12 protein-coding genes are annotated in these 15383 nt (G+C 55.7%); 6 read left to right on the forward strand and 6 right to left on the reverse strand.

Going from position 1 to position 15383, the window contains the following annotated elements; all coding sequences use genetic code 11:
* The first annotated feature begins 1540 nt into the window (after window positions 1-1540).
* The gene (locus tag GP473_RS09380) at window positions 1541-2212 is read left to right on the forward strand and encodes a hypothetical protein (RefSeq protein WP_222104952.1); all 672 of its coding nucleotides are present in this window, start codon (window positions 1541-1543) and stop codon (window positions 2210-2212) included.
* 984 nt (window positions 2213-3196) lie between these two features.
* Here the strand turns inward: GP473_RS09380 and GP473_RS08815 are convergent.
* Window positions 3197-3430 (reverse strand): hypothetical protein, encoded by a 234-nt coding sequence (locus GP473_RS08815; protein ID WP_185770493.1) that lies wholly within the window; start codon window positions 3428-3430, stop codon window positions 3197-3199.
* Window positions 3431-3479: 49 nt separating this feature from the next.
* Between GP473_RS08815 and GP473_RS08820 the strand changes: the two genes are divergently transcribed.
* Window positions 3480-3632 (forward strand): hypothetical protein, encoded by a 153-nt coding sequence (locus GP473_RS08820; protein WP_185770494.1) that lies wholly within the window; start codon window positions 3480-3482, stop codon window positions 3630-3632.
* A gap of 149 nt (window positions 3633-3781) precedes the next feature.
* Here GP473_RS08820 and thiO read toward each other — a convergent pair whose 3' ends face one another.
* On the reverse strand, window positions 3782-4876 hold the full coding sequence (gene thiO, locus GP473_RS08825; protein ID WP_185770495.1) for a glycine oxidase ThiO: 1095 nt from the start codon (window positions 4874-4876) through the stop codon (window positions 3782-3784).
* A gap of 7 nt (window positions 4877-4883) precedes the next feature.
* Window positions 4884-5615 (reverse strand): thiamine phosphate synthase, encoded by a 732-nt coding sequence (locus GP473_RS08830; protein ID WP_185770496.1) that lies wholly within the window; start codon window positions 5613-5615, stop codon window positions 4884-4886.
* Between the two features lie 536 nt (window positions 5616-6151).
* Here GP473_RS08830 and leuA point away from each other — a divergent pair.
* The 4 genes from leuA to GP473_RS08850 all read left to right on the forward strand — a co-directional run bounded on the left by leuA (window position 6152) and on the right by GP473_RS08850 (window position 11563).
* A complete protein-coding gene (gene leuA / locus GP473_RS08835; RefSeq protein ID WP_185770497.1) occupies window positions 6152-7951 on the forward strand; it encodes a 2-isopropylmalate synthase in 1800 nt (599 codons plus the stop codon).
* 120 nt (window positions 7952-8071) lie between these two features.
* The gene (locus GP473_RS08840; RefSeq protein ID WP_185770498.1) at window positions 8072-9475 is read left to right on the forward strand and encodes a DNA polymerase III subunit epsilon; all 1404 of its coding nucleotides are present in this window, start codon (window positions 8072-8074) and stop codon (window positions 9473-9475) included.
* A 24-nt stretch (window positions 9476-9499) separates the two neighbouring features.
* The gene (locus GP473_RS08845; RefSeq protein ID WP_246394781.1) at window positions 9500-10828 is read left to right on the forward strand and encodes a MurT ligase domain-containing protein; all 1329 of its coding nucleotides are present in this window, start codon (window positions 9500-9502) and stop codon (window positions 10826-10828) included.
* The gene (locus GP473_RS08850; RefSeq protein ID WP_186276873.1) at window positions 10829-11563 is read left to right on the forward strand and encodes a type 1 glutamine amidotransferase; all 735 of its coding nucleotides are present in this window, start codon (window positions 10829-10831) and stop codon (window positions 11561-11563) included.
* 86 nt (window positions 11564-11649) lie between these two features.
* Here GP473_RS08850 and recR read toward each other — a convergent pair whose 3' ends face one another.
* The 3 genes from recR to GP473_RS08865 form a co-directional block, all read right to left on the reverse strand.
* Window positions 11650-12309: a recombination mediator RecR gene (recR, locus tag GP473_RS08855; protein WP_186276874.1), complete on the reverse strand. Its 660-nt coding sequence runs from the start codon at window positions 12307-12309 to the stop codon at window positions 11650-11652.
* Between the two features lie 3 nt (window positions 12310-12312).
* The gene (locus GP473_RS08860; RefSeq protein ID WP_185770501.1) at window positions 12313-12627 is read right to left on the reverse strand and encodes a YbaB/EbfC family nucleoid-associated protein; all 315 of its coding nucleotides are present in this window, start codon (window positions 12625-12627) and stop codon (window positions 12313-12315) included.
* An 88-nt stretch (window positions 12628-12715) separates the two neighbouring features.
* A complete protein-coding gene (locus tag GP473_RS08865) occupies window positions 12716-15379 on the reverse strand; it encodes a DNA polymerase III subunit gamma and tau (protein ID WP_186276875.1) in 2664 nt (887 codons plus the stop codon).
* Window positions 15380-15383 lie beyond the last annotated feature (4 nt).

Raw genomic sequence — 15383 nt, forward strand, 5'->3', positions numbered from 1 at the left:
TCCTTTCAGCGCGTTTTCGTTGCTTCTTTCCGCATATCGCTCCCGGTGAGCGGTGCGGTAGTTGTTCCTGGCAGGCGGTTTTTCTGTGTCAGTTCAGACCCTATATCTCCGTCCCATATCTGCGCCATATCCTCGCCTTGTAGCTGTGCTACTCCCCTTGTCCTGTGTTTGGAAGATCCTCTTATCCCACGGCCGCGGTATCTACACGACGAACCAGCAAGAGCACACAGGTTGATCGCGACACGGAATACACCTTCACCCCCTCAACCTTCTTTCAGCACCTGGAGCTAAGAACACGCCGAACCCCAAATCTTCATTGATCGGGTGTCTACTCATGCTCCAAGTTATCCACAACCCAACCTCGCAGATTCCCGACTAAACTCTCGCTCGTGCATGCAAGAACTTCCGCACCTTCCCCCTAACAGCAGCTCACATAGGAAAACAACGCACACCATATAGTTCTACGTAACCGGTTAGAAAACAAAAGGCGTCCTAAGAAACCGAACACATGTATCGGGTGTGGGCACATATGTATTCGGTCAGTTATTTAGAATATAGCTGAGTTTATGCAGACATTTACTCTCCGTGTCCCTTATTCTTCGACCCCTGATTGCCGAAGCTGCAGAGGCACATGAGCAATCACAAAGCGATTACATGCGCCGAGCCATAGAAGTACGCGTCAAACGAGCTGACCCACACCATGAACGACAGCTATTGAAAAGAACATCACCCTCACTGCCTACGAGCGAGCCAGTCTAATCCCCCGCATTAGCGAATTGTTGAAAGCCGCATCGGCTTTTCACTCGAAAACTCTACCAACCCAGGCGGTACGCGATGAGATTCTTATTGAACAAATCAGGCACATCCACGTTGCAAACCATGCGGTGTACGGCGTTCATACGACGACCCACACTACGCGCCTACCGTAGGCGGATCTGTGTACACCGCTTTTCATGACCAATGCATTCAGTCAAACGATTGTTGGGCAGGCTACGAAAAGCTCGTTGAACATCACTGCCCCGTGGAAGATTTCAACCAGGCGTTACACGCTGCACGCGCTAGCGTTCAGGGTCAACTTATCCACGACAGTGAGAGTGGCAGTCACTATGTCTGCCTGGTTTATACGGACTGGCTAATTGATACTCGGGTGAAGCTATCTGTTGGCTCTGGGGGTAACCCTACGACAACGCCCTGCCTGAAACACTCAACTGGCTCTACAAGAGCCAAATTAATCCACCGTCACCGCGTGTGACCAGGCCTGATGGACGTGGAACTAGCCACATGCACTGGATTCACTGGTGGAATAACCGGCGTTTGTATAAAGCGCTGGGCTACCACACCACAGATGAGGTTGAGACACACTATTATGACACCAATCCAACGACAATTGGAATCTCACAACACCGGAACAACCCCCGTACGCTTCACGAGCCAGTTCTAGCTACAGTACAGTTTTCCGAAAGTTCTAGGAAAAATGAATCTGGTTTATATAGGTCAACATGGATTTTATAAAAGCCAACAATAGTAAGTCATCAGTTAAATGAAGAAATACGATAGATACGATTCAATAGGCGAACCAAAGTGGAATTTCCGAAGCTCGGTAGAGGTTCTATTCCCGCACATCTTCCCTTACGATATTGATGATGCCGAGTGTCTCGCCACCCTTAGTCGGAACTACTTGTATGCAGTAGAGGTGCGGATGGAGTCCTCTATTTTTCCGCCGCTAGGCGAGAATAAGGGATGTACATGGCGGGAAGTAGGAGCTGCTCTTAATCGACCCGTTCTCCCCGCTCGTTCTTTCCGGGATGCTTTCGGAAACATGAGCGACACCCAATTCCAATCTGAAGTAGTTGACAAGGTGTCATGGCCCTTCGATACAAATCTCACTCTCGTATGGTATCCGCTTCGCGCTGAACTTGGCGCGCCTGAATATTGTTGGTACCTACCGGAAGGCTACGATATGGGTGATTGTGAGGAGCAGAAACTAAACGGATGGCATTATCTAAGTGGCAAACTTCTTGAGGAGACTCAGGATGCATCCGAGGGCATCATTATGGCTACCGCAGCATGGCATTCAGACTCTTGGCTTATGTTTTTAAATAGGTGCGGATCGCGAGCCATCGTGACTTTAAATAACAGCGCTCAAGCGCGGAGATTACTAGATAATCAAGACATTGAAACATCCTTACTTTGGGGAACTTTCACCAACTAATAATAATCTTCTTAAATACTACTCGGGATAAGTGTGTGGATTATTTCCCCACAATAGGTAGGGACTAATTGACACGCCGCATATTTTGAGACTGCGTTTCGATCGCTGTTTCGCACGATTCGGCAACATCCACAGACAAAATCATCCCTGATGTATCTACTTCGCCCACGGTGACAAAACCGCCGGGCTCGAATCCAATGCCGGTCTATCCACTAATTGATTCGGCTTATACAATCCGAGTATCAGAACGAAAGTCAAAGAGGCTAGGGTTTTATCTTTACCGAAAGAATGTTCGGTATCACTATGTACATCGTGAATAACGAATTGATTAGATTAGGTTTGAATATCTTCAGTTTGGACACACTGCTCGCGTAAGTGGCGGTCTTCGCTCGAGCTTTCTGGAGGCAAGAATGACGCCCTAACCTGAGAGTCGGCGTCTGTTTCCATATCGGGGAAGTTGGCCATCCAGCCGCGGGCAAAGGCAATACACAGATCGCGGCTAACCTGCGAGGTCAGTAATGCGATTATCCCGGCGCTATCGAATCTCCATCCCACCTAAGGCTACGCTAGCCATCGCTATGACCAGTCGTACCTGGGTATCTTAGGAGAGAGTGGCGGGTATGAGGGCACCAGCCTCAATCACTCCGTGATGTCCGAAACTGGATACAAACCACTTCGGGTCTTGGCAGTAGTGGTCACTATCCGTAACCGCCTCGGGAGAATGACGGCCTCATCAAAGAATTCAGAGTTAATCTCGTCACTCACCAAGACGAGCCTACAGTGATGGTGAGATTGTCGGCTACGCCGTTCTTAGTTGTAGCTGCAAAAGTGGAAACGTTTTCAGACGTAGCACCATCCCACACACATCCATTGAGACAGCCTCGTGTAACGGTGAAGCGCTAGAGGTTCGTCCTCTCAAAAGCTGACTTCGAAAAATGCTCAATCAACGAACTCGGCGGCGGTAGTCTCAGCCACTGCCCCAGGTTAATCCTGTACGGAATTTGCTGGAACCTTGAATCCGAAGAAGTTGGTGTTGGTGAGGACTGAATTTGACAGATCCAAGCCCTTCACCCAACAATCCACAAAGATCACACCTTTATCACTCATACCGAGCACACCAGCTGTACGCAGATCCTTGCCGAGGATGACTACACCATTGACTACGCCTGATCCATAGTTAACTAATTCATCAGGCAGCGTTTGGGCAAACAGCTGCACGTCGCTATCTCGGACTTCCCACGCGGATGCAAACAGTGGAAGACCGAACGTGTACGACTCCTCAGGTATCGCCTTCGTTGAGGGTGCTGGCAATCCAATCAACCGTCCCATCACCAGCATCACCAGCACTGGTCACAGCCTCAACGATGAGGCTGTGACATCGTGTGTGGTGCCGGTTGTGGCAGCCAGCGTGAAGAACTGATGCAGCACCTTGCGCTAAGGATAATTTCAAGCACGCTTCGTCCTGAGTCCCTCTCATCACCGGAAACGTGTTCATCCTGAGCTTACTAGTTCAACGCTAAGGCCTTATTTAGGTCAGTGACGGGATACAGGTGATTTTCGTCGGCGATTTCACGACCGGCCAGCGAAACGCTCCGGCGCGCACGCACTGACATCCACACTGACTGGCGTTCCCTCTATCAGCTCGCGTGTAACACGTGCCGCCAATGACGACAACAAAATACCATGCCTGAAATAGCCCGTAGACACGATAATTTTCTCCCCTGCATACCCCAAATAAGGAAGATCGTCTGGGGTTCCCGGTCGGGCACCCACACTCGCTTCAACGAGATCACATTCCTCGATCCCTGGAACAATACGAATCCCATCGCGCAGGAGTCCATAGATTTCTCCGGCTCGTGGCTGTTGCCGCCCGTCTTCCCGCGACGTCGCCCCCACCGCTATGGTTCCATCTGAACGCGGGATGATGTAGATCGGACGCCCTTCCACAAACCCACGCACCACCCGCCTGACTAATGGCTGCTGTGGTTCCGGCTCCGCACACCGCAAAATGTCCCCATAAACCGGGCGCAGTTGTAATGCACTGCTAAACTCGTCACTCATCTGCGCAGCCCCCAAACCATTAGCCAGCACTACGCGGTCTGCGTCCCCACCGTTTTCTTTCAAAAATCCGGCCACGCTGTGTGCTTGCTCACGCACAATATCCACCCCCAGGTTGCGCGCTGCATCTAACATCGCCGCCGCCAATTGACGAGGGAATACCTGATGATCACCCGGAATACTCACCGCCCCAGCTAGTCTCGGCGTTAATGCTGGCTCCATCGTCCGCGCCTCGCGCGTACTGATGCGCTCCACAGTCATACCGTGGGCTGCTTGATAATCCTGCACATTCCTTAAATGTTCTGCATCGGCGCGATCAGCCGCCAGCACGAGGGTACCGTCGGTTCGGTGACCCGTCGGCAGCTGTGTATGGTGCGCAATGAGATCAAGGAGCTCCGGGTACCACTGCCCGGCCGCCTGCATAAGGGGGAACAACGGGTCCTGTTGGTAAACCACCTCGGCCGCCGGGGCAAGCATGCCACCGGCGTGATGGGTGGCTCCGCTGGCAGGTGCTGGATCAACGAGCCGTACCTTGTGCCCCGCAGCCGCCAATGTCACCGTGGTGGCTAACCCCACGGCGCCCGCACCGATGATCGTGATGTTCATCGCCTGTTTATCCCTTCGGTTGCTGTTTTGGTCGACCTGCCTCAAACTCTTCGACGACACCACGAGCAAAACCTTCCGGATCCTCCGCGTTCATCAGGGCTCGAACAACAGCCACCCCATCAATCCCCGTTGCTGCAAGGTCAGCGACATCGGCGAGGGTGACGTCGCCAATTGCTATGACAGGCAACCGGGAAGCAGCAACAATCGGCGGATAACCCTCCAACCCCAACGGGGCGCGACCAGAATCCTTGGTGGGAGTAGTCCTAAAAGGCCCACATCCTATGTAATCCAGCATGTCAGCGAACTCATTCGCCGCCTCTACAAGTTCCAGCGTTCCGGTAGTAAGGCCAATGATGGCATCAGACCCTAATAGTTCGCGGGCAGCCGGAACTGGTAAATCATCCTGGCCAATATGCACGCCATGCACTGGTTCTCCGGCACGCATAAGCGCGGCCGCCACATCCACACGATCATCCACCACCACCCTTGTGCGAGGAGCTGCATCATGCACCGCGCGGGCAACCTGAACAGTGAGTGTGTATAAATCTCGCGCAGAAATTGGTTTAGAACGTACCTGGATCATCCCTGCTCCACCTCGAGCAGCCGCTACAGCTGTCGTAACGATCTTGTCCGGCTCGCCTGTTCCTGTAATGAAGTAACAGCGGGGATCACCACCACGGTTGGTACAAAAGCGGTCAGCATATGGGTGTCCCACAAGGATCCTTTCCTTCGCTGGCATTACCCGAACCGGCTCTTACGCTCGGCCCCTACCGGGAGTAGTCTCAGCGCACCAGTGTAATACTATGCTCGCTCCGAATTATGCGCGTCCCGGAGATACGTCAATCGCCACGCTCCAGCTCAACGGACTCGAAAAACGCAGACTCGGTGAATCCTGAAGGTGCCTGAATACTGAGGCTGCCTGATTCAGAGGCCACTAAAAGCACTGAGCACTGAGCACTGAGCACTGAGCACTGAGCACTGAGGCGGAGTGTTCTCAAGCTCCGAGAAAACTCAAGGGCGGACGGCCGTGGTTGACCTCAACATACGAAAACATACGAAACCCCCACATGGAGGGATTGAAGTTTCATATTATGAGACACCTCCCCTGTGAGGTGTGATCCGCGCTATAGTAAGTGGCATGTTTGCACACCGCGCACGCGCACTTCTTCTTCGCCGCGGCGGGGCTCAGGTCTAATAATCCGACCGGCACCCCGTCGCGGAGTTTGTGCTGCCGGTCGGATTGACACCCCACAGACCTTCAACAGGAGCTCCCTCATGAACGACTCTTTCATCTCCGCACCGGCCGCCATCACCACTCCCAATGGTGAGATTCCAGAAGGCCAACCAGCCTGGAACAAGCAGCGCAACTCCTCTATGCCTTCAAAGCGTTACAGGCCTTTTTTCGAAGAGGTCGACCACATTGTGCTGCCAGACCGCACCTGGCCAGACAAGGTCATCGACCGTGCACCACAGTGGTGTGCCGTGGATCTGCGTGACGGCAACCAAGCCCTGATTGACCCGATGAGCCCAGAACGTAAACGCCGCATGTTCGATCTGCTGGTGAAAATGGGCTACAAGGAGATTGAAGTCGGCTTCCCTTCCGCCTCTCAGACGGACTTCAACTTCGTCCGCGAGATTATCGAGGGCAATCGCATCCCCGACGATGTCACCATCCAGGTACTGGTCCAAGCTCGCGAACACCTCATCCGCCGTACATTCGAGGCGTGCGAAGGCGCAAAGAACGTCATCGTGCACTTCTACAACTCCACCTCTGAACTGCAGCGCCGCGTAGTGTTCCGCAAGGACAAGGAAGCCATCAAGAAGCTGGCCACCGACGCAGCCCAGCTCATCAAAGAAATCGCTCAAGATTACCCAGACACGAACTGGCGGTGGGAATACTCCCCTGAGTCCTTCACCGGCACTGAAGTGGAGTACGCCAAGGAAGTCTGCGATGCAGTCGTTGAGGTCATGGATCCCACCCCTGACAATCCAATCATCCTGAACCTGCCTTCCACGGTGGAGATGATCACCCCAAATGTGTACGCGGATTCCATCGAATGGATGCATCGTAATCTGAACCGCCGCGACAGCATCATCCTGTCTCTGCATCCTCACAACGACCGGGGAGAAGGCGTCGCCGCAGCAGAACTGGGTTACATGGCCGGCGCTGACCGCATCGAGGGCTGCCTGTTTGGCAATGGCGAACGCACCGGAAATGTCTGCCTCATCACCCTGGGTCTGAATATGCTGACCCAGGGTGTGGATCCGCAAATCGATTTCTCTGACATTGACCAGATCCGCCACACTGTGGAGTACTGCAACCAACTGCGCGTACCTGAACGCCATCCATACGGTGGCGACTTGGTCTTCACCGCATTCTCCGGCTCGCACCAAGACGCAATCAACAAGGGTCTGGACGCCATGAAGGAAAAGGCCGACGACATGCGCTCCGCTGTATGGGAGGTTCCTTATCTGCCTATCGATCCCAAAGATGTGGGTCGTACCTACGAGGCCGTTATCCGTGTCAATTCCCAATCCGGCAAGGGTGGCGTGGCATACATCATGAAGACAGACCACAACTTGGATCTGCCTCGTCCTATGCAGGTCGAATTCTCCTCGGTGGTTCAGTCCGTGACAGATGCCGAAGGCGGAGAAGTCAATCCGAAGGAAATGTGGGATATTTTCGCTGGTGAATACCTGGATCGCGAAGCTCCAGTCGAAGCCATCTCTCTCACTGTCGATGGTGGTCAGCGCGAAGGTGAAGAGGCCAAGGTTACAGCGCAGGTGGAGTTCAATGGCGAGGCCAAGACCATTCAGGGACGCGGCAATGGTCCAGTTGCGGCATACTGTAACGCGCTGGAATCCCTGGGCATCGATGTGGAAGTTCAGGAATACTCACAGCATGCCCGCACCTCTGGTGACGACGCAGAAGCTGCCGCCTACATTCTGGCAAATGTCGGCGGGGTGAAGGTATGGGGTGTGGGTATCGCCTCCTCCATCACCTACGCCTCCCTGAAGGCCATCACCTCTGCCGTTAACCGTGTTGAAGATGCGGGTCTTCCCCAGGGAATGTAGTAAACGCTTCACCACTAGGGTCAACAGCGGACCGGCCTACCGACGCCGTGATGAACCAAGCACGTGGCTCTTCACGGCTCGTCGCAGTTCCCTTCTCCCGGTCTAGTACTCTTGATTCTCATGAATACTCGAAGGCGACCACGTCGCACCGTCCACCGCCGTGCTGCATCGCCCTCCGTCCCTTCATCCTCGCCGTCAGCCACAGTGGCATCATCGGCGTCATCTCAAAAATCCAACTCATCCCGCTCCCGCAGAAAAAACGATAAGCCCCGTCATTTCCCCACGCCCAGCGAAGCTCCTATCGCTGCCGTGAGCATCGCCACCACCGGCATCCATCCCACCACGGCGCGGCTCGTTGCCCTATCTGTGGTGTTCTACTCCGAATCACATGAAGAAGTCTCCAGCTGGACACGCCATATGAACCCCGGCGGTGACCCCGGCCCGTGGCACCTTCACGGATACTTCCCCGGGGATCTCGCCCAATCTCTCGGATTCGCCAATACAGCTTCGTTAATAAACGAAGCCCTTGACGGACGCTCCCTGATCATGCACCAAGCCGCCTACACATGGGGCTTCCTCACCTATGAGTTCAAACGGGCTCAGCGTTCCGCCAATCGCGGCCGCCGCAGCCGTGGGCGTAATCGACCAGCCCGTAAAGTTCCTTCACCTACACCAGTGGAGATTCTGGATACACTTGCGACCGCACGGCGTCAATCCACTGAATGCTTCGATTTCCGGCTCCGGGCAATTGTGGGCTGCTACAACAACAGCCCCCACCCGGTGCATGCCCCGGATTCAGCACTGCCGCATGTGGGAGCAGTGGCGTCGCAAAAAAGGGGAAAGATTAACCCCGACACGTTGCTCGAAGCCGATGCACGCCTCACCATGGCGCTTTACCACACCCAGTTGCGCGCCGCGGGAGCGGGAGCCGGCATGATCGAAAAAATCGACCCATCGTTGCTCACGGCCGACTCATTCGGTCTGCAGCGTTCCGCCGTGCGCGTAGACGCAGCCAATGCTCCACGCCCATACGAGAATCCAGGTCAATGGATCCACGGCAGCAAACTCGTCCAAGGGATGGAGTTCGTCGTCAGCCCTGACGTAGCTAGCGAACCAGACGAGATCATCCAGCGAGGCGTGGCTGCCGGGCTAGCCTATTCCGAAAAACTTAATCGGCGCAGCTCACTGGTCGTCTGCAACACCAACTATGAGTTACGCGGTAAGGCCATGCACGCCGAGCGTAAGGGCATTCCCCTAGTCGACGACAAACTCTTTCTCACCCTCCTCAACGACGTCGAACCAGGTACCAAAGCAAGCACACCTCTCAGCCCCCACGCGGGAGTTCGCCCTAACACCCAAGGCATGAATGCACCTCGACGCATTAATGGATTCAGCGGGACGAAAAACAACTCCGGTAGGAATAATCCCCCCGGCAGGGCGGGGAGCAGATCCGCTAACCGCATCCCTGAACCGCAAAAAGGTGGAAATCGCCGGATCAGAAAGCGTCGCAGCAACAGCTCCTAGGAGTGCTCGACTAGTCTGGGGCGGGTGAACCCGACGCAAAGCAAGACGAGCATCCGCAGCCGTGCTGCCATAATCGCCGCTGATCTCGCCACCTGGGCGAGTAAGAAAACCGGACGTGGTTCCGGTGGCATGATCGGCGGTTTAATCGCCGGAGCAATTGACCCCAACCTCATGGCATCACTCGGCAAAGGCCGCCCAGTTGCCCTCGTCACGGGCACCAACGGCAAGTCCACCACCACTCGTATGCTGGCTCACGCCATACGCACCCAAAAGACGGTAGCTACCAATGAAGGTGGCGACAACATGGATGCCGGCGTGATCTCCGCACTACTCGCCGGGCGCAAAGGTGAAGTGGTGGTACTGGAAGTCGACGAACTGCACGTGCCAAACATTGCAGAGAAGCTCAATGCCTCAGTTCTCGTCTTACTGAACCTCAGCCGCGACCAGCTGGATCGCGTGGGAGAAATCAACAAAATTGAACGTACCTTGCGCGCCTGTGTTGATGCCCGACCTGACATGACCGTCATCGCCAACTGTGACGATGTGAGTGTGACATCCGTGGCGTGGGACTGCCCGAACGTCGTATGGGTGTCTGCAGGCTTTGGGTGGGTGGGAGACTCCACATCGTGCCCCCGCACCGGCGGAGCGATCATCCACGAACAACGCGCGGACGGAATCATGGACTGGTATGCCGTGAAGAGGTTGCCGGATGGACGTGAATTTCGCCGCCCTGACCCCGATTGGCGCATTACCACCGAGGGAATTATCGACGCTGAGGGAACACTGCACGCGCTCAATCTCAAGCTGCCGGGTAACGCCAACCGCGGTAACGCAGCCCAGGCGGTAGCAGCTGCCGTGGCACTGAATGTGGGCGTGGACACTGAATCGGCCATCGCCGCCGCGGAACAGGTAGATAATGTCGCAGGCCGCTACTCCACCATCCGCTTTGGCAACCATGATGTTCACCTGATGCTCGCCAAGAACCCAGCCGGTTGGCAGGAGGCTTTGTCTATGGTCGATCGCGATGCTGATTCCCTCGTGATCGCGGTCAATGGACAAGTAGCCGATGGTCAAGATCTGTCCTGGCTCTGGGATGTAGTCTTTGAGAATTTTGAGGAACTACATGTCGTGGCCGCTGGTGAACGGGGCATTGACCTCGCTGTGCGTCTGGGATACGCGGGAGTGGAACACACCCTCATCAAAGATACGGTGGCCGCCATCCGCTCCTGCCCTCCGGGACGAGTGGAGGTATTGGCCAACTACACCGCTTTCCGCGATCTCAAGCGTGTTCTGGATCGCGAGGCAACCCCCAGTAACGAATCCATCACCACCAACGAGGCCAAGGAGAAGTAAATGAGTGAATTGAACATTGGCCTGGTACTCCCCGACGTGTTGGGGACCTACGGCGACGATGGTAACGCGCTTGTACTCCGCCAACGCGCACGCATGCGTGGCCTGACTGCAGAAATTCACAGGATAACCCTAGGGACGAAGGTGCCGGAGAATCTGGATGTCTACACGGTAGGCGGTGGGGAGGATGTGGCTCAGCTCTTGGCTGCGGAGCATCTCATCAGCGACGGCGGGCTTAATCGTGCGGCGGAAGCGGGGCGGCCAGTTCTTGCCATTTGCGCCGGGTTACAGGTACTCGGCGAGTCTTTCCGCGCCGCCGGCAAAATTGTCGACGGCCTTGGATTACTCGACGCCACCACTGGCTCCCTCAAGAAACGGATGATCGGTGAGATCACAAGTAAGCCTTTGTTGCCAGGATTGACTGAGACTCTGACGGGTTTTGCAAACCATATGGGATCCACAATTCTGGGATCTGATGCTCAACCACTGGGAAAGCTCACGCGCGGTACGGGTAACACTGATGACGATGCCCAGGCCTCATGCGAGGGGGCGCTGCAGGCCTCCGTGGTGGCTACATATATGCACGGCCCTGCACTTGCTCGTAACCCTCAGCTAGCCGATTATCTGTTGGCGAAGGCAATGGGTGTGACTGTGGAAGAGCTTCCTCCCCTGGAAGGGTCGCTTGCGAACCAGCTCAATAAAGAGGTCACACAGCTACGTTCGGAGCGCTTGCGGTAGCTAGGTTAAGCCTCACAGAGCATGCCCTGACCGTTAAGTACCTACCACGACCACTCTGGCTTCTTGAAGGCGTAGCTGCTGAGTCCTTATAGCGTCGTTCGCCCGGCAAATGCCCTGGACAGGGTGAGCTCATCGACAAACTCCAAGTCGCCGCCCATCGGGATCCCCGAAGCCAAACGGCTGACCTTAAGACCGGGAAAATCGCGCAGCAACCTGCCCAAGTACGCAGCCGTGGCTTCTCCTTCGGTGTTCGGATCCGTGGCGATGATCACTTCTGTGATTTCCGGTCCGGGTTCCACAATGGGTTCGTTGTTGGCGTCGAATTCGGCGGTCGCAACATCAGGAAGGGCAGAGCCGACGCGCTGTACCAGTGAGGTGATATTCAATTCCTTTGGTCCCACGCCTCCGAGCGGATCCAAAGCTCCACCAAGTACGTGGTAGCGGCCACGATATTCCCCGGTGCGCTCGATCACCTGGATATCTTTGGACTCTTCGACCACGCAGATCAGGGTTTTATCACGGGAGGAATCTGCACAAATACGGCACACATCCTCTTGCGAAATATTTCGGCAGATACGGCAGAATGTCACCCCATTCTGCAAACGCCCTAATGCCTCTTGGAAGCGTTTAACGTCCTCAGGGTCTTCATCAAGAAGGTGCAGCGCGATGCGCTGGGCGCTTTTCGGCCCGATGCCCGGGAGCCTGGCAAATTCGTCGATGACGTCCTGTAGTGGCCCTTCGAACAAGACTTAGAAGCCCATTCCGTTCAAACCCTGGGACAGTGGGCCCATCTTTTCCTGAGCTAGTTGCTGCAGCTTGGTGTTGGCATCGGTAAATGCACCAAGAACCAGGTCTTGCAGGGTTTCCACATCGTCAGGATCCACAATCTTGGGATCGATAGTTACAGACTTCACATCGCCAGAACCAGCCATCTCCATGGTGACGAGGCCGTTGCCTGCCTGCCCGGTCACTACGGATGCAACAATTTCCTTTTGTGCTTCCTGCAGCTGCGCCTGCATAGCCTGAGCCTGTTGCATGAGGGCGTTCATATCTGGCTGATTCATGTGGAAGGTATCCTTTCCGTGTTTTCGGCTGCGGGTGGTGTATTCATTCCGCGCTAGCCATGTCCGTAAGCAACTGTACCTGCATCATCTAGCGCATACGGTGCCCACCCAGGTGTTTCTCAACAAGTTCTCCGGCAATCTCCAGAGGCTTCCGGTGATCCATCTCTCCGGGACCTGCAGCAATTTGCTCGAGAATGTCATCCTCTTCGGAGCGGGTTGGCCGTCCTGCTGGCTGGTTCTGCGCACTCCGCACTCCTAGGGCTTTATCTGTACCTCCATGTGGGTGCTGCCAGTGTGGAGGGTGAACCTGCCTGTCGGGCTGAGTTTGGGGAGTGGGATCGGCGGAGGCGTTCATGCCATCGCTCGGTTGTGGAGCGTCATCCCGCAGGAGTGTGTCTGTTGGCTCTGCCTCCCACGGATCGGCCGGGGGTTCTGGTGGCAACGGCGCCCCGTTGAAACCGTTATCCACGTTGTATTGGTGCCGTTGCCGGTATTTTTCCGCTCGAGCTTTCCAACCGCTCAAGGGTTTTTCTTGTTTTTCTGGAGTGTGGTGTTTTTGCGTAGCGGCGGTAGACGGGCGGTGTGCCTCTGCCATCGCGCGAGCACGCTCGAGCGCAGAACTGGATGCCGAACGGATCTCACGCGGATCTAAATCTTTCTCCGTAGGAATAGGGCTGTGATGTGAGTTGTACTGCGTATCATCGACGGCCGGAGCCGCTGGTTCTTTTCCCTGCTGAGCATCATCATCCTCGGTTGGCGTGGTATCAGCGTTGCCCTGTGCTCCAGCTCCGGCAGTACCCTGCGCTTCGTCGAGACCAATCTGCGCTCCAGCGTTACCCTGTGCTTCGCTTGTAGTCTGCCCCCCGGCGTTATCCTGTGCTTCGCCGAGTGTGGTCTGTGCGTGCTTTCTATTTCCGACGCCAGCAATGACCATCACGGGGCGTCCCAGTACTTTTTCCGCTGCCTGAGAATACACGGCACGGTGCTTGTTCACGAAGTTTGCAAGAGCTCCCGTGTGATGCTGGATGTGCAGCTCGTCACGGCTGGGCTGTTCTTCTGCTGGACGTGCATCTCGAGCGGCGATCCACGCACTCATGTCCAGGTCTTTCGTGGCTCCAAGAATATCAGACCACTTTTCCGCTACCTCGGGGCTCTCTTCTATTGCACCGCAGTTCTCTTTTACCTCGTCAGAGTCCCTTTCTAACGCGTCGTGGCTCTTTTCTATCGCCTCAGGACCCTCTTCTGTTGCTTCGGGCAGCTCTGAAGCCGCGCTATGTGCCGTGGTGCTCTTACCGTGGTTGCGATCCATGATTTCGCGAGCCCGGCGCGCCTCAGCAATAGCTGGATCCTCCGTGGTGGTATCTACCGGCGCACTAGCAGCACCCGGTGACGGCTCCACCTCCATTTGTGTACCCGGTGACGGCTCCACCTCCATTTGTGTACCCGGTGACGGCTCCACCTCCATTTGTGCATCCACATCGGCAATGTGTGCGTTCCGGCGGGAGGGGCGTTCATAGCGGCGTCCTGATCCCGTAGCTGGAGCACCCGCTGCGGCCGCGACCGGATTGTTCTCCTCACTGCCCTGAGGCATTCCACTGAGAGCTCGCCCCTGCTCTAACGCCTCTACTCGTTGAGCCAAAGCCTCCACGGTCATCCCCGCTGCCGGTAGTGCCATGCGGGCACAGAGAATCTCCAGCAACAGTCGCGGCGACGTAGCTCCACGCATCTGCGCCAAACCCTCATTCACCAATGCGGCACAGCGCGTCAAGGTTGCTTGTCCTATCTGCTGCGCCTCCGCTATCAAAACATCCCGAGCTCCAGCTGGTGCATCCACCAGCCCACGGTCGAAAGCATCCGGCACTGCCTGGAGTATCAGTAAATCGCGGAAGCGATCCAGCAGATCCGTAGCGAAGCGGCGCGGGTCATATCCGGCGTCAATAACATCGTCAACCACGCCAAACAGCCCAGCTTGATCTTGCGCAGCCAGCGCATCAACAGCCTTATCGATGAGCGCTGCATCCGTAACTCCCAAGAGCGCCAAGGCACGCTGATAGGTCACGCCCTCAGATCCAGACCCTGCAAGTAATTGATCCATCACAGACAAAGAGTCACGCGGAGAGCCACCGCCAGCCCGAACCACCAGCGGGTAAACAGCATCCTCAATGTGCTTGCCCTCCCCTTCCACCACGCGTTCAAGCAAGTTACGCATCGCAGGTGGGGTCAGCAAACGGAATGGGTAATTGTGGGTACGCGAACGGATCGTCGCCAGCATCTTCTCTGGTTCTGTGGTGGCGAAGATGAAAATCAGATGCTCCGGAGGTTCCTCCACGATCTTTAGCAGAGCATTAAAACCCTCCTTGGAGATCATATGCGCCTCATCGATGATGAACACGCGGTAACGTGACTCCGCTGGGGCATAAAAAGCACGGTCGCGCAGTTCGCGCATGTCATCCACGCCGTTGTGAGTCGCCGCATCCAGCTCGGTCACGTCGAGATTTCCTGGCCCTCCTGGAGCTAGGGAAACACAGGAAGCGCATTTTCCGCACGGAGTTGACGTCGGGCCCTCAACGCAGTTCAAGGACCGGGCTAGGATGCGGGCGGACGAGGTTTTACCGCATCCACGCGGCCCTGAAAAAAGGTAGGCGTGATTGATCTGACCACTGTCAAGAGCAACAGACAGTGGTTCAGTTACGTGTTCCTGCCCCACCACCTCAGCAAAGCTGGCCGGGCGATACTTCCGGTATAAAGCCACGTTT

The organism is Corynebacterium anserum, from assembly GCF_014262665.1.
In the GTDB taxonomy this organism is placed as follows: Bacteria; Actinomycetota; Actinomycetes; order Mycobacteriales; family Mycobacteriaceae; genus Corynebacterium; species Corynebacterium anserum.

What these genes read in the sequence shown, in the direction of transcription:
- GP473_RS09380 (WP_222104952.1), top strand. Translation starts at nt 1,541, where the DNA reads ATGAAGAAATACGATAGATACGATTCAATAGGCGAACCAAAGTGGAAT.
- thiO (WP_185770495.1), bottom strand. Translation starts at nt 4,876, where the DNA reads ATGAACATCACGATCATCGGTGCGGGCGCCGTGGGGTTAGCCACCACG.
- GP473_RS08830 (WP_185770496.1), bottom strand. Translation starts at nt 5,615, where the DNA reads ATGCCAGCGAAGGAAAGGATCCTTGTGGGACACCCATATGCTGACCGC.
- leuA (WP_185770497.1), top strand. Translation starts at nt 6,152, where the DNA reads ATGAACGACTCTTTCATCTCCGCACCGGCCGCCATCACCACTCCCAAT.
- GP473_RS08840 (WP_185770498.1), top strand. Translation starts at nt 8,072, where the DNA reads ATGAATACTCGAAGGCGACCACGTCGCACCGTCCACCGCCGTGCTGCA.
- GP473_RS08850 (WP_186276873.1), top strand. Translation starts at nt 10,829, where the DNA reads ATGAGTGAATTGAACATTGGCCTGGTACTCCCCGACGTGTTGGGGACC.
- GP473_RS08860 (WP_185770501.1), bottom strand. Translation starts at nt 12,627, where the DNA reads ATGAATCAGCCAGATATGAACGCCCTCATGCAACAGGCTCAGGCTATG.